Raw genomic sequence first — 14,475 nt, 5'->3', positions numbered from 1 at the left:
TTGCTTAGTTTGTGAGTGAAATGGTTAAGTCAATCGCACTAAGCGGCACATAAATCAGAGTTATAAAAGAATATAACTTTCGTGATTTGGCAGAAAATGCACAGACAGGAAGAATAATCATAATAACGTCAAAGGCACCCCACAGCGCTATCGGAGAGGATTTAAATAAAAGGATGTTTACGACAAATCCGAGAAAAAGATAAGTCGACAGCGATAACAGTGCATAACGGCCATCCTGTTCGAAGTAAACACGAAGGCCATCTTGCTCGTCCTCACTTCGGCTTGGCAGCAATAGGGCGGCAGAAACAAACAGTGAAAGCGCCAATAGAACGAGCAATAAAAACTCTGAAAATGAGTATGACTCCTTTACCTCAGGCAGTGCATTGACAGCCCACCAGAAATCCAGTTGTATCGTGAAAAGCATGATTGCCCAGACAAGTGCAACCCAATCGGGCGCCGCGGAACGGCGGATTCGGAAAACGGTCAACACACCAAGAAGTAGACGGGTGACAGACAGTCCCAACAACATCGAAAGAACCGTGGCAACGATAGGAAAGTTGCTCATGAAGCCTCCTGTCAGGTAACGATCAGGCTAGCGTAGCCCCGAAGTAGTCAAATAGAAATTTTAAACCGCAATTGCGCAGGCAATCACATCCACTGGATGCTGCTGTTAAAGAGCAAGGTCTGAGGCGCTCAGGCTCTTACTCGCCGAATCACGCAACGTAAATCCAGACGGATTCTGTCTTTCACCAATGGCCGCTCTTTTCGTTTTCGCGACAGCTCGTTGTTTCGCTGGCTGTTCAACGAAGTGCTGCGTCGCTGCATGGACGCCGGTCTGGTCAAGGGCGAAGGTTTTGCTGTGGGCGCGAGCGTCATCAAGGCGCACGCCAGTCGGCGACGTGGCGTACCCGGAAATGAATAGATCAACTGGAGCGATCCGTCGCTTAGTACTCGCGCCGTCCGTGAATACCTTGAAGCGCTGGATGAAGAAGCTTTGGCCGAAGCACTGCCCAAGCGCCTGTCGCTGACTGATCCGCTTTCTCGTTGGACCGCAGTGCCAGGAGGTCCGGGGTTCTTCGCGTACTCGACGAACTACCTGATTGATGTCGAGCATGGCGTGATCATGGATGTGGAACCGACGCCAGCTCATCGAACCGCCGAGGTCGGGAGCCTCTCGATCAGTGATTTTCAATGGAATGAAGAAGCGCAGGAATATCGTTGCCCCACGGGGCACGCCCTGCGTAGCGAGTAGCGGGCCTTCAGGAACCAGCGTTGTTCGCTCACCTCACAAGGGCCGCCGGCCACGGGATAGGTACACCCGGAATCAGCAAAAACCCTCAAATTAACCCACTGCCCAAGCTGCAAAGATCAACGCAGAACCCAAAAATCACCCAGCGTGGTGAACAGGTTCTGAAGTGACGGCCAACCTTGATGTCTTCCTCTCAACTTCTGATGCCTCTCTTGGGCATTGGACGCAACCATCGATTCACTGGGTGGCGGTAGCCATCATGATTCTGGGCAGTCTGCCATTCACCTTGTATGTCGCGTCATTGCGGGGTAATCGACGTGCGCTGATCAAGGATCACCAAGTCCGCGGATTCATTGGGTTCTTGCTCGTCACATCACTGGCTGTAGGCACCTGGCTGTATCTCCACAGCGATTACGGATGGTGGGATGCGTTTCGTATCGTGGCAGTTAATGTGACATCGGTTGTCACGACCACCGGAATTGCGGTTGGCGACTACACCTTGTGGGGCAGCTTCGCTGTCTTGCTGTTTTTCTATTTGACCTTTGTTGGTGGCTGCTCCGGCTCAACGGCAGGCGGTCTTAAAATCTTCCGTTTTCAGGTGGCTGCCGCTCTATTGGTCAGCAGCTTGAAGCAGTTGATCCATCCTCGAGCCGTGATTCAGAAGAAATACAACGGCCATCCCATCGACGAGGAGATCGTGCGCTCGCTGCTGACCTTCTCGTTTTTCTTCACCATCACCATTGCTGTCATCGCCTTGGGCCTGGCTCTCATTGGACTTGATTGGACAACAGCATTGAGCGGCGCCGCTACTGCGGTGTGTAACGTCGGGCCAGGGCTCGGCACGATCATTGGGCCGGCAGGTAATTTCTCAACATTACCGAATGCCGCCAAATGGCTACTGACCGTTGGAATGCTTCTAGGAAGGCTGGAAATCCTGACTGTGCTGGTACTGGTAACTCCCGTTTTCTGGAGATATTGATGATCGATGGTTGTATTTGTCGAGAGGCGGCTTCTGGCCGTTTCAGCCGGTTGCGACAGGATGAAATCGCTAAAACGGTCATTCACAAGATCCGTGACAAGGAGGTGTGTGAAGACACGCATAAGACCATCGATTACAAAGTAATCGGGGAGGTCATTGATTTCCGGTAGCCTGGGTCAAAACCGCATCAGCGCCAACATCTCTGATTCATCATTGCTCTTCCATAAGCCGTGCTTTGCTCTTCGTTAAAGCCAGACTCAACAGGACCGAAATCAATATGATGCCGCCGACTGTGGTCAGCGACCATTGGATCGGCACGTGCCACCACGGCGCGAGCAGCATCTTGCCGCCGATGAACACCAGTACGATGGCCAGGCCATATTTGAGCAAGTGAAAGCGGTCGGCCATGTCGGCAAGCAGAAAATACAGTGCGCGCAGGCCCATGATGGCGAAGATGTTGGAGGTGAACACGATGAAGGGGTCGGTGGTGACGGCGAAGATAGCCGGGATACTATCCACCGCGAACACCAGGTCACTGGCCTCGATCAGCACCAGCACGAGGAACATCGGCGTCGCCCAGCGCAGGCCGTTCTGGCGCACGAAGAAGCGCTCGCCGTGAAAGCCGTCGGTGATGCGAATATGGCTACGCAGCCAGCGTAGCAAAGGGTTCTTTTCGAGGTCTGGCTGCTGGTTGGCGAAGATCAGCATCTTGATGCCGGTGATGACGAGGAAAGCACCAAAGACATAGAGCAGCCAGGCAAACTCCCGCACCAGCCAGACACCGGCGAAAATCATACCGGCACGCATGACGATGGCGCCGAGCACGCCATAGAGCAGGACACGGCGCTGCAACTCTGGCGGCACGGCGAAGTAGCCGAAGATCATCACGAAAACGAACATGTTGTCGATCGACAGCGACTGTTCGATCAAGTAACCCGTCAGAAATTCGAGCGTTGTACGCTGGGCCACTTCGACGCCGAACATGCTGCGCAGATACCACCAGAGCAGGACGGCGAAGACCAGCGCCAAACTGATCCAGGCGATGACCCAGGCCAGCGCTTCGCGGACCGAAACACGATGCGCCTTACGTCCGCCGAAGACGAACAGATCGAGCGCCAGCATGGCAAGGACGAACACGACGAAGGCGGCCCACATCCAGGGTTGGCCGACGCTGATGGAGGTCATTGACTGTCTCCGCATGAAACAGAAATAGACTGGAGGAGTCATGTTAACGAGCCTTCTACATCAACAAAAATCGTTTATTCGTTGCGAACAGTTCGTTTTTTACGAAGTATTGGTTCAGGGCACGAGGCCCAGGCGAGGAGCATGGCCCGCCAACAATCCCGCCTCACTCGATCTCGATAAACGAACTGCTACACCCTTCGAAAAATCTGGAAACTGTTAAGCCGGTAATGCTGGCGTATACACGAGCACACGATCTTCGAGATGGTTTCGAAGCCCACGGGCCAATACGGTTTTTTCGACGTCTTTGCCTAACCGCACAAGATCATCAACAGACTGTTCGTGGCTGACGCGCACGACGTCCTGCTCAATGATCGGCCCCTCGTCGAGGTCTTCGGTCACGTAGTGACAGGTCGCGCCGATCAGCTTTACTCCACGACGGGATGCCTGGTGATACGGCTTTGCGCCGATGAACGAGGGCAGGAAGCTGTGATGAATGTTGATCACTTTATGGCGGTATTTTTCACACAGGTTCTGCGGCAGGATCTGCATGTAACGAGCAAGAACGATGCAGTCCGCGCGGTACTCATCGATCAGTTGTTCGGTTTTGGCAAACCCTGCGGCCTTGTTGTCTTTGTCGACCGGTACGTATTCGAATGGAATGCCGTACCACTCAACCAGACTGCGCAAATCCTCATGGTTGGAGATCACACAGGCGATGTCACAGACTAGATCACCGGTCTTCCAGCGATCGAGCAGATCGGTCATGCAGTGCGAGCCTTTGCTGCACATCAGCACCACACGCTTGCGCTGGTCGCTGTCGACCAGACGCCAGTTCATCGACATCTCTTGTGCGAGCGGTTCGACTTTGCGTTTCAACACTTCGATGTCAAACGGCAGGGTCTCCGCGCGAACAACCATGCGACTGAAGAAACGATTGCTCTCTTCGTCAGAGAACTGCGAGGCTTCCTCAAGGCGTGTGCCCTGACTCATAAGCTGCGCATGCCTTGAGCCGGTCACCAAAGACACACCGAGGCATAGCCGCCATGTTGTGAAGCTGAGTCACGGAGGGACGGATGCAGCCGCCAATCTTGAGATCTACCACCTGCGGTGCCCAAGGGATGTGCAATTTGCCAACGTCGACGATGTACAACCGGGTGCCCAATAGCGCCTTAGCAGAGGCTTGAGCCGTGTGCTGGGAAACTCGCATGTCCGGGGGATGCGGGCAACCGCGTCTGACTACCCGACAATTAGATCCGGCCGTGAGCGTGTGGCCGTTCAAACTGCCCACTACCACCTATACTGCCGAAGCCGTGTCGTCGAGGTGGAGACAAGTCGTTTCAGCTAACTTCGGCCTTGCGTGCGCTGTCGCATGACAATGATGCTTGTGCAGTAAACCCAACCACTCTCAAACGGAAAGAGAACGTCGCATGAACATGAACAGGTTTTTGTTGGGAGCCACCACTTTACTGTTTGCCACCGCGGCCAGTGCTGATATTCCGCAGCTCAACTACGAGTGCCCGACCAATATCGCCGTGCACGCGGATAAGGGCGGGCCAGTGTTCATCAATGGCAAAGAGGCCAAACTGAAGAAGTTCAACGACAACGCCTATGAAGCCAGGGGCTCTGGCGTGGCGATTTCCCTCACGCGCAATCCAGATGAATCATGGGACGTATCCTATACCGGTAAAGGCGGGGCTAACGGGGTTTGCCAGCTAGCGACATCGGGCGCTGTGAGTGCCAATAGCAACAGTGGCACATCTGCCACCAGCAAGGCGGAGAAGGCCTGCCTGGCCGAGGTGGCGAAGAAAACCGGTGTGGCCGTCAGCAAACTTTCGGTGACCGACGTCATGACCGCCGAAGCAGGAATTGGCGTGACGATCAGCGTACCTGAGGCGGACGCGCCTTGGTCGTGCCTGTCCAGTGCCAGTGGCAAAGTCCAGGGCGCAAGTTACACCGGGTCTGAAGGCAACCTCTGATGCATCCAAGCGCCTCTTTCGCGCGCGGCCGGCAGACCCACAGGGCTTGGCCCGGCCGATCGCGCAACTCGGCTTGGCCTTAGTGCCCAGGGGGGATGGCGCCCAACAGGGCGATGATGAAGAGCGTCCAGTCGTTGAGTATATGAGCACCCGTGGAGACCCAGATGTTCTTCGTCATGATATAGGGCAGCAGCAGGACCAGCCGAGCGCTGCCGATAACGACGAACGCCTGCACCATGTTCCAATCATAGGTCGGCAGGTGCGCCGCGCCGAAGAGCAGGGCCGACAATAGCCAGGCACCGACGATCGTTCCCTTGCGTGACCAGTGCAATCGCGTGTTCAGGAACGTCATCAGTGCAAGGAATGGCAAGATCGTCAGCACCTCCTCGCCCAATAACTGCGGCAGCGTCTTGAGAAAGAACAGTAGGTGCTCGACGGGTGTTTGCGTCGCCATCCCTGCGAAAACCGGGTTTGAGTGCGTACCCAGGGTCTTCATGACCACCAGGCCTATGACCATGGTGACCACGATATTGAGCAGCGCGAACAGTATCATCCATTTGATGTCGCGGCCCGTGACCCTGTGGAACAGTGCCATCCAATGTTGCGGAGTGATACATGCCAGCGTCGCCAGCGGAATGGCGAAGAACAGGGTTGCGGGAATGAACTGCCCAATGTTTCCCGCAAACAATGGCAACGGCGCTATCAACACCAGGAACCCGGCCAGCACCCCAAACATCAGCAGCAGCCATTGTTTGCCTGAAAGGCCCACGGGCTTGCCGTTGTAGTAGGGGAAGTCGTCGTCTAGGTACTCCAGGCAGTGGAAGCGCTCATCCGCCCCGGATTCGTCATGGTCTGTTGGCTGCTTGCAGTTATCCATAGGTGGCCTCCCTCCGACGTGAAGTACCAAAGGCATGGGAACTATTCCACGCCGCAGTTCACCGTAGCAGTGCTGGGCCGAGTCGCAAGGCATTTTCGGGCGGTGAGCAACGACACCGCTTCGGCGCCAATGGAGAGAGTCCGCCAGATCGTCATAGGCGAAGGCGACCTGGCTCCCATCCGGTGAAATCGTCGGCTATCGCACCAGCATGGGGGCACCGGTGCTGGCTGGGAATTCGCCAGAAAGGCAGAGCTTCATAGTTGCGTCGCTCGGCAGACGATGGATCCTGAGTTTGTCCATTGGCTTCGCTGCTGTAGTGAGTCACCGTGCGAATGGCTCGGGGTGGTACCGATCGGCTTGCCCTCGCGAAATTCGATGTAGTGACTGCTGCGTTAACCTTCACGCCAGCGATGGCTGCCGAACGTACGGTACAACCTGGTGACGTCACAAACGCGCATCCCGCTTGTGCAAAACGGTACTGTCGATCTGGAGTGCAGTTCTACAACCAATACCGCAGAGAGGGCGCAGCAAGTCGAGTTTTCAGTCGGCACCTTCAAAGCCAGCACTCGACTGTTGGTCCGAAAGGATTCGACCTACAAAGACTTTGACCATCTCAATGGCAAGAACGTCGTGACGACTGCTGGCAGCACTGCCGAACGGATGCTCAAGGTCATGAACGCCGAGAAAAAGATGAGCATGAACGTCATCTCTGCCAAAGACATTGGCGAGTCTTACCAAATGCTCGAGTCCGGCCGCGCCATTGCGTTTATGCAGGACGACGCATTGCTGGCGGGCGAGATGGCCAAGGCAAAGAAACCGGAAGATTGGGTGGTGACCGGCACCCCGCAATCCAACGAAATTTATGGTTGCACCATGCGTCGGGGTGATCCGGATCTCAAAAAAGTCGTGGATGACTCGATCAAGTCACTTTTCGTCTCGGGCGAAATCAACGCCATCTACGATAAATGGTTTACTCAGCCCATCCCTCCCAAAGGCTTGAATCTCAAATTCCCCATGAGCGCAGAACTCAAAACAATCATCGCCCAACCCAACGACCAACCGGCGCCGGAAAAGGCTCTTTAACGGTCGCCCCCTTCTGCTCGAGCGACCAGGACACAGCGAGGCACTCTCCTCGCGCCATGACCTTTGTATCAACTGAAGATTCCACCAAGAGCCAGAGCTTTTGTAGGGGTAAAAACACTTAAAAATAAAAAAGGGGTCGCGAGATAAAATCTCGCAACCCGTTGAATTATATGGTCGGGACGGAGTGATTCGAACACTCGACCCCTAGCACCCCATCTCCTTTTTCATACTTCTTGAAAGACTCCAAAATTTTACTCTGGATTTCTCCAAGCTAGTGTTTACTTGAGTTCCAGAGGTGTTCTGCTCTACGAGAGTCCAGGAACGTCCATCAAGAGCCGCCGTTTTTGTGGGGGGAAAAGTAGGGGTAACTCATTTTATGGCCAAAATCACCATCAAAGAACTTGAGTCGCTGACCTCTGAAGATGCCAGCCGAATCCTTAGGGAAGATGACAATCAGCGCTGTTCTTTTCATACCAGTCGAATGAGCAGCAAGACCAAGAGCACGTTCAATACGGCCAGCACACTCAGTCCCGCAAGCACACCGCCAGCGCCCCAGGTCTGCAACAGGTAACCGCCTGCAAGGGGGGTCAAGGCTTGTCCTATGAGCGAAGGCCGAGCCATGCGCCCCATCAGCAAAACATAATGGGTGGGCGACATGAGGGCCAATGGCAGCAGTCCTCGAACGATCGCCCGCAAACCATTACCCGCGCCATAGATCACCAGCCCCAGGGCAGTCATTGCCGGCGCGATGGTCACAAACAGCAGACCAATTGCCACGAATATCACGGAGATCAACGTCGTCCAGATCGGGTGTCGCTTACGCGAAAACACCTGTAAAACACGTGATCCTACCTGGCTCGGCCCCAGCAATGCGCTCAGTCCGACGGCGGCTGCAAGCGAGTAACCCTGCCCCTGCAACAATGAAATCAGCTGGACCGACATCGCCGTCATGATCACTGCACCCAAAGCAAAAATCAGCGTAAGCAACAAGTAGATCCGCCGGTCGATTGAGAAACTTTCGCCACCCACTGCCTGACTTTTTATGAGTGGTCCCGTGCCCCGCGCCAGCACCCAGAGATAAAGCGGCGCCACGACAATGACCAATAACACTCCATAAGCCACGCACGTCGTGCGCCAACCAACGTGTTCGATGACCAGCGCAACCGCGGGCCATGACAGTGTTGTAGCAAACCCGGACACAAGCGTGATACCCGTAATCGCACTACCCGCTCGCTCCCCATAGAGAGAACCTAAAGCGGCGAATAGCGCTTCATACAACCCCAGCGCCATACCGACACCTATTACAGCCCAAGACAAAAAAAACATCGGCAACGAGGTCGAACTGGCCATCAGAAACAACCCAATGGCGACGCCCAGACCGCTACTGGCCAGAATAGGGCGGCCGCCGTACTGGACAATAAGCCGGCTGGTCAACGGCGCCAGCATCGCGGAAAACAGAATGCTCAGAGACAGTGCGCCATACACCCATTGGCTGGCCCAGCCGGTTTCTTTCATAATCGGATCGGCCATGACGGCCATCAGGAAGAACGAGCCTCCCCAGACCAGAACCTGCAGCATCCCCAAAATAAAAATGCCGAATACGCCAGGCAGTCGTGTTTGTTGATTCAAGACAATGTCATCAGTGGTGAGAAAGGCGGATAGCGTGAGTAGCTGAGCAATTACGTTTAAACGAACGATTCACCTAGCCAACGAATCCGTTGGCTCAAAGCATGTGCCCAGCCCAAATCTTACGATTGACCAGGTCGGCAGCAATTTCGATGAAGGCATCCCCGACGAATTTGGCAGCCGGACTGACACGCCTGTCGGCAGGAAAAACCTGAACAAGTTTGCGCATGGGAATGGGGTCAACCAAGGGGGCGGCACTGAGCACGCCAGCTTCGATTTGGGCGTAAATCGATGCCAGTGGCAAAGCTGTCAAACCGAAGCCATTGCGAACCAGGTCAATCATCGCGCCGAAGGAGTCAGCTTCAACGCTGGTTTTGAGCTTGATGCCGACTTCTCGCGCACAATTATCCAGAATCACGCGAAGACTGTGGCGGGCGCTTGGCAACACCAATTGCTGCTCGGCCAAAGACTCGAATGACACCGGCGCATCCAGGCGCAGATTGGCACTGGCAGGTCCGACCAGCAGCAAGTTTTCCATCATCACCGGCACGATACGCAGCGTATGCAAGGGTTGGGGATCGTAAGAAATCGCGAGTTCCAATTCGCCACGCTGAACCCAATCCAGCAGGTAGCCGCTAAAGGCGGAGGAGAACCTGATGGCAAGATTCGGATGCTCTTCTTTGATTTTCCGCACCAGCGGAACGGTGACAATTTCCGCTACCGTCGGTGTTGTACCGATCATCACCGTGCCCCGAAAAGAAGACTTCCCGCCCACGACCGAACTTCGAATGGACTCCATCTCTTCCATGATCCGGGTGGCATGCGCCAAGACTTCACGGCCGGCATCGGTAATTTCCATGCCTCGTCCATGCCGATCAAAAAGGTAGGCCCCGAGTTCCTTTTCCAACAGACGAATTTGCCTACTCAGCGCCGGTTGTGCGATGTGAAGCCGGTCGGAGGCCTTGCTGAGACTGCCAAGCTCGGCCACATGAATTAGGGTCTTGAGTTGAACGACATCCATTACCAGGCCAGTCAAAGTCGGGCTCGGCGCGAAATGCGTCGAAAGTAGTATGAGTGTAAACGCATTAGCGTTCCTTGGAATGCCACAGGACCCGCGCCGCATGGGGCCTCGCGGCTTTCGAGCCAGCTGTATCCCCCAGCCCGCACGGGTTGCAAGGCAAGCTATAAAATTTCGGTATATCAGTTAGGCCTGGCTGACGGCTTATTACCCTCGTCACTCTGCGGTAGCGTGCAATCAACGTCGACGCCAAGAGCGATCGACTGAATACAAGAATAAGATTCGAGGGCTTGCGCCATGATTTACTACCTTTCTCGTTACCTGACCGACCCGCCTTACACAGTCAGTGAACAGCTGACCTCTCATATACATCCCCCCTCTTCATGTGCCTTGGTCGTCAAAGGGTCACAGCAACTGCGTTAAGCACATCAACCCATCGAGCTAGCAACGTCGGACACGCATCAGCGTGCGCCTCGTATCGTCTCGCCTTGAAAAAAGGGTGAACAGAATGTCTGCATCAACCAGCGACTCAACACTCCACACTGAAAAGTCCGATCAGATAAAAAGTCCGAATCGCGTCAGAGCCATCATGGGTGCCTGCTCGGGCAATCTGGTGGAGTGGTACGACTTTTTCATTTACGCCTATACCGCCATCTATTTTGCAAGCTCGTTTTTCCCCAAAGGCGACACCACCAGTCAGTTGCTCGCAACCGCCGGCGTCTTCGCCGTCGGCTTTTTCATGCGGCCGCTCGGCGGTTGGATTTTTGGCTGGATTGCTGATACCCGCGGCCGCAAGGTATCGATGATTATCTCGGTGTTCATGATGTGCGCCGGTTCCTTGTTGATTGCCGTCATGCCGACCTATGAAACCATCGGTGTGGCGGCGCCAGTTTTGCTTGTCGTCGCCAGGCTGATTCAGGGGCTGTCAGTCGGCGCGGAGTACGGCACCGGCGCCACCTACATAAGTGAAATCGCGACACCTGGGCGTCGCTGTTTTTATGGCTCCTTTCAGTACTTCACCATCATTGCCGGTCAGCTCTTGGCATTGATGACCGTGGTCATTCTCCAGCAAACCCTCACCGGCGAAGAATTGCGCGAATGGGGCTGGAGGATTCCGTTCTTCATCGGTGCCCTGAGCTCAATCGTGGTGGTGTATCTGCGCCGCGCCATGCATGAAACCGCCACCAAGAAAGACATGAGCCGCAAAGACGCCGGCTCGCTACGCGGCATGTTCAAGCACAAACGGGCGGTCGCGTTGGTGGTAGCGTTTACCATCGGTGGTTCTTTGTACTTCTACACCTTCACCACCTATATGCAGAAGTTCCTGGTGATCTCAGCCGGTTTCAGCCCGGAAACGGTTAGTTTCATCATGACCGCGGCCCTGGTCGGTTTCATGTTCTGCCAGCCACTGTTCGGCTTGCTGGCGGACCGTATCGGGATCAAGGCGCACATGCTGATGTTTTCCGGGTTGGCGATGCTGTTGGTGATTCCCCTGCTCTATTCACTGCAATCGGTCAGCAGCCCGTTTACGGCGTTCCTGCTGGTGTTTGGTGGCCTGGCCATTGCGTCGCTCTACACCCCGATTGCCGGGATCGTCAAAGCTGAACTGTTCCCACCTGCGGTACGCGCATTGGGCGTAGGCTTTCCGTATGCCATCGGCAATGCGGCATTCGGCGGCACCGCCGAATACGTCGCCTTGTCGCTCCGGTCCCAAGGCATTGAGGAATATTTCTTCTTCTATGTCGCGGCCGTCGTGACCATCACTTTCATCGCCGCGATGCTGATGCCGAATCTTTCGCGCTATGGGTACATCAGCGGTTCCGGTGAGATCGAAGAGCGCACCGGTTTGAAGGGTTGCGCAAAGTCACACGCTGCGAGCGTTTGAAGCACTGACGATTACAGCAGGTATTTGAAAAGGGCCCATGAGATCCATGGGCCCTTTTTGCATCACTGGGTAGCGGATGCAGGTGCAACTTGAGTGATAGTTTCGGCGGGGACGTTGGCCGCGTGTTCCCGGTTCGGCCATGCCTGCAAATCAAGATCAAGATCCTTGAACTGACTTGAATCGAAGACAGGCGTCTTGATACCGGCTTTGCGTTGCTGGTCATAGTCGCGCAGCAAGCGCATGCCGACATTGAACAACAGCGCCAGGGCGATCAGATTCACGAAGGCCAGCAGCGTCATGGTGATATCGGCAAAAGCGAACACAGTGCCCAGATTTTGTACGGCCCCCCAAAGGATCAGCAGCAGCACCAAACCACGATAGACAATGACTGCAGCGCGCTTGTCGCCCAGCAGAAAGCGCAGGTTATTCTCGCCCAGGTAGTAGTTGTAGAGAATCGACGTGAAGACAAACAGAGCCAACGCCACGCTGATGAAGGTGCGTCCCCAGTCTCCGACCACTGCCGCCAACGCGTTCTGAGTCAGCACCAGGCCATCGCCTTCAAAACCAGCCGTGTAAAAGCCTGACAGCAGAATCAGCAGCGCCGTACAGGTACAGATCACAAAGGTATCGAGAAAAACGCTGAAGGCCTGAACCACCCCTTGAGCCGCCGGGTGATCCACTTTCGCCACCGCAGCTACGTTGGGAGCACTCCCCAGTCCCGCCTCGTTGGCAAACACCCCACGTTTGACGCCCATGACAATGGCACTGCCGACCAGGCCGGCAAACGCCTGATCCAGGCCGAAAGCACTTTTGAAGATGGTCATCAGCATTCCGGGAACATGATCAAACTGGAGCACGATCACATAAACGGTCACGCCAATGTAAGCCAGCGTTTTGACCGGCACCAGCAGGTCCGAGACCGCGGCGATGCGCTTGATGCCACCCATGAACACCAGGCCAAGCAATATGGCAATCGTAATGCCGGAGTAGGTCGTAGAGAAACCGAACGCATTATTCAGCGAGTGAGTCACGGCATGGGATTGCAGTCCGTTGAAGGCGAAACCAAAGGTCACCAATAGCAGTAACGCCATGACCTTGCCCAGCCAGGGTTGTTTCAGTCCGTACTGGATGTAGTACGACGGCCCGCCGCGGAACTGTCCGTTCGCATCACACCGTTTGTACAATTGCCCCAGGCTGCATTCAAAGAAGCTGGTGGACATACCCACCAGCGCCGTCACCCACATCCAGAACACCGCGCCCGGCCCGCCCAGCGTTACCGCCAACCCGACACCGGCGATATTGCCCGCACCTACGCGCCCCGCCAGGCTAAGCATCAAGGCCTGGAAGGAGCTGATCTGCCCGGCACTCTTTTGCACGCTATCGCGGAAGGCGCCGAACATATGCAGAAAATGGCGGAACTGGACAAAGCGTGAACGCACCGTGAAGTAGCCGCCCAGGCCTACGATGAGCACGATCAGAAGCTTGCCGGAGAGAAAATCATTAATGACATCAAGCATGGGTCGAACCTCTTGTTGTTATAGGTACACGGATTTCAGGCACGCACGCGCCTGCACACGTCGCCGCCCAAAGGCAGGAGAAGTGACTGAATCAGCTTTTGAATTTCAACTTCGTGGCCTGGCCAGGCTCCCGCGAATGATCAGGAAGCCCTCAGGACGACCGGGCTTACCCGGTAAGGCTGCTCACCTGGAAATCGGCGATCTGTTGCCACATCGCGATGGGGTTGGAATACATCGGGAAATGCCCGCAATCAGGAATGGGGGCCAGCCGGACACCTTCGGCCTGGATATGCGGCAGATAGGACAGTGACGCGTTCTGCTCGCCGTACATGAACATTCGTGGACATTTCAAGCCGAGGAATTTGCTCATCAGATCGGCATTATCTGAAAGATCTACCATCGACTGGAATATCCCCCGCACCGCACCGGCACGCACCTTGTGCCGCAAGCTCGCGGAATAGAGTGCACTGGCATAGGCAGGGGCGTGTCGGGCACGTTCGATGAAGGCGGCGAAAAACACCTCGGGATCGTTGCTCGGATAGTCGATGATCTGCCGGCTGAGGAAGCAGTCTTCCGGGGCGATATTGCCCTCGATATCGACGAAACTAAGCACCCGGTCCGGGAACTGGTGGGCCAGCATCAGCGCGGTCAGCCCACCCATGGAGTGGCCGACCAAATGGAAGCGTCCGATGCCAAAATGCGCCAGCACCTGCAACGCAGTCTGCAGCAGAAAGGGAATGGAGATTCTGGAAAGATCACTGCACTGGCTTTCGCCGCAACCCGGTGCGTCGTAAGCCACGAAAGGGTGACCGGCGAACGCGGGCTGCTGCACGATGTCGGCATAGTCCTCCTTGGTCGAACCAAAACCATGCAGGAACACGATCGGCGCAAGGACGCCGTCGCGATGGATGGCGGCCACGTTCAGTTGGACACCCTCCACCGTCAGAGGGAGTTGCACATGAGTGAACGTTTCTGGAGAAGACACGTTGTTGACTCCTTGAACGAAAAGGTACCGCCGAACCTGGGTTGCCGGCAGCCAGGCTCGCAATTTCAAGGGAATCGAGCCTTCTGTAAATTCCT

The 14,475-nt window shown here is 55.4% G+C and carries 9 protein-coding genes and 4 pseudogenes; 5 read left to right on the top strand and 8 right to left on the bottom strand.

All coding sequences use genetic code 11. The features are described 5' to 3' along the window. Positions 1–4 precede the first annotated feature (4 nt). Positions 5–565 carry a hypothetical protein gene (locus tag KW062_RS11225; RefSeq protein WP_105756068.1) on the bottom strand — a complete coding sequence of 187 codons (561 nt, stop codon included), beginning with the start codon at positions 563–565 and terminating at the stop codon, positions 5–7. Between the two features lie 177 nt (positions 566–742). Between KW062_RS11225 and KW062_RS11220 the strand changes: the two are divergent. Then, positions 743–1,249: pseudogene (locus KW062_RS11220) on the top strand (IS5/IS1182 family transposase); the annotation flags it as partial. Positions 1,250–1,442: 193 nt separating this feature from the next. After that, positions 1,443–2,228: pseudogene (locus KW062_RS11215) on the top strand (TrkH family potassium uptake protein); the annotation flags it as partial. A 210-nt stretch (positions 2,229–2,438) separates the two neighbouring features. On the opposite strand, the gene KW062_RS11210 reads toward KW062_RS11215, so the two are convergent. After that, positions 2,439–3,413 carry a TerC family protein gene (locus tag KW062_RS11210; protein ID WP_105756067.1) on the bottom strand — a complete coding sequence of 325 codons (975 nt, stop codon included), beginning with the start codon at positions 3,411–3,413 and terminating at the stop codon, positions 2,439–2,441. A 216-nt stretch (positions 3,414–3,629) separates the two neighbouring features. Continuing rightward, positions 3,630–4,439, bottom strand: coding sequence for a formyltetrahydrofolate deformylase (gene purU, locus KW062_RS11205; protein WP_105756066.1), 810 nt, complete (start codon positions 4,437–4,439; stop codon positions 3,630–3,632). Between the two features lie 407 nt (positions 4,440–4,846). On the opposite strand from purU, the pseudogene KW062_RS11200 reads away from it, so the two are divergent. Beyond that, positions 4,847–5,128: pseudogene (locus tag KW062_RS11200) on the top strand (hypothetical protein); the annotation flags it as partial. Between the two features lie 340 nt (positions 5,129–5,468). Here KW062_RS11200 and KW062_RS11195 read toward each other — a convergent pair. Then, on the bottom strand, positions 5,469–6,266 hold the full coding sequence (locus KW062_RS11195; protein ID WP_105756065.1) for a CPBP family intramembrane glutamic endopeptidase: 798 nt from the start codon (positions 6,264–6,266) through the stop codon (positions 5,469–5,471). 423 nt (positions 6,267–6,689) lie between these two features. Here KW062_RS11195 and KW062_RS11190 point away from each other — a divergent pair. After that, positions 6,690–7,349, top strand: a pseudogene (locus KW062_RS11190) (transporter substrate-binding domain-containing protein); the annotation flags it as partial. Between the two features lie 468 nt (positions 7,350–7,817). On the opposite strand, the gene KW062_RS11185 reads toward KW062_RS11190, so the two are convergent. Then, a complete protein-coding gene (locus KW062_RS11185) occupies positions 7,818–8,927 on the bottom strand; it encodes an MFS transporter (protein WP_105756061.1) in 1,110 nt (369 codons plus the stop codon). 145 nt (positions 8,928–9,072) lie between these two features. After that, complete coding sequence (locus KW062_RS11180) at positions 9,073–9,996, bottom strand: LysR family transcriptional regulator (RefSeq protein WP_105756060.1); 924 nt, start codon at positions 9,994–9,996, stop codon at positions 9,073–9,075. A gap of 505 nt (positions 9,997–10,501) precedes the next feature. On the opposite strand from KW062_RS11180, the gene KW062_RS11175 reads away from it, so the two are divergent. Then, positions 10,502–11,878: an MFS family transporter gene (locus KW062_RS11175; RefSeq protein WP_105756059.1), complete on the top strand. Its 1,377-nt coding sequence runs from the start codon at positions 10,502–10,504 to the stop codon at positions 11,876–11,878. Positions 11,879–11,940: 62 nt separating this feature from the next. Here the strand turns inward: KW062_RS11175 and KW062_RS11170 are convergent, their stop codons facing one another. Both KW062_RS11170 and KW062_RS11165 read right to left on the bottom strand, forming a co-directional pair. Then, positions 11,941–13,395, bottom strand: coding sequence for an alanine/glycine:cation symporter family protein (locus tag KW062_RS11170; protein WP_003442242.1), 1,455 nt, complete (start codon positions 13,393–13,395; stop codon positions 11,941–11,943). Positions 13,396–13,561: 166 nt separating this feature from the next. Then, complete coding sequence (locus KW062_RS11165) at positions 13,562–14,380, bottom strand: alpha/beta fold hydrolase (protein ID WP_037001505.1); 819 nt, start codon at positions 14,378–14,380, stop codon at positions 13,562–13,564. Positions 14,381–14,475: the final 95 nt, after the last annotated feature.

The organism is Pseudomonas fluorescens (assembly GCF_019212185.1).
GTDB lineage: Bacteria > Pseudomonadota > Gammaproteobacteria > Pseudomonadales > Pseudomonadaceae > Aquipseudomonas.
The sequence above is the reverse complement of the archived record's forward strand: the minus strand, read 5'-3'. Positions and strand labels throughout refer to the sequence as shown.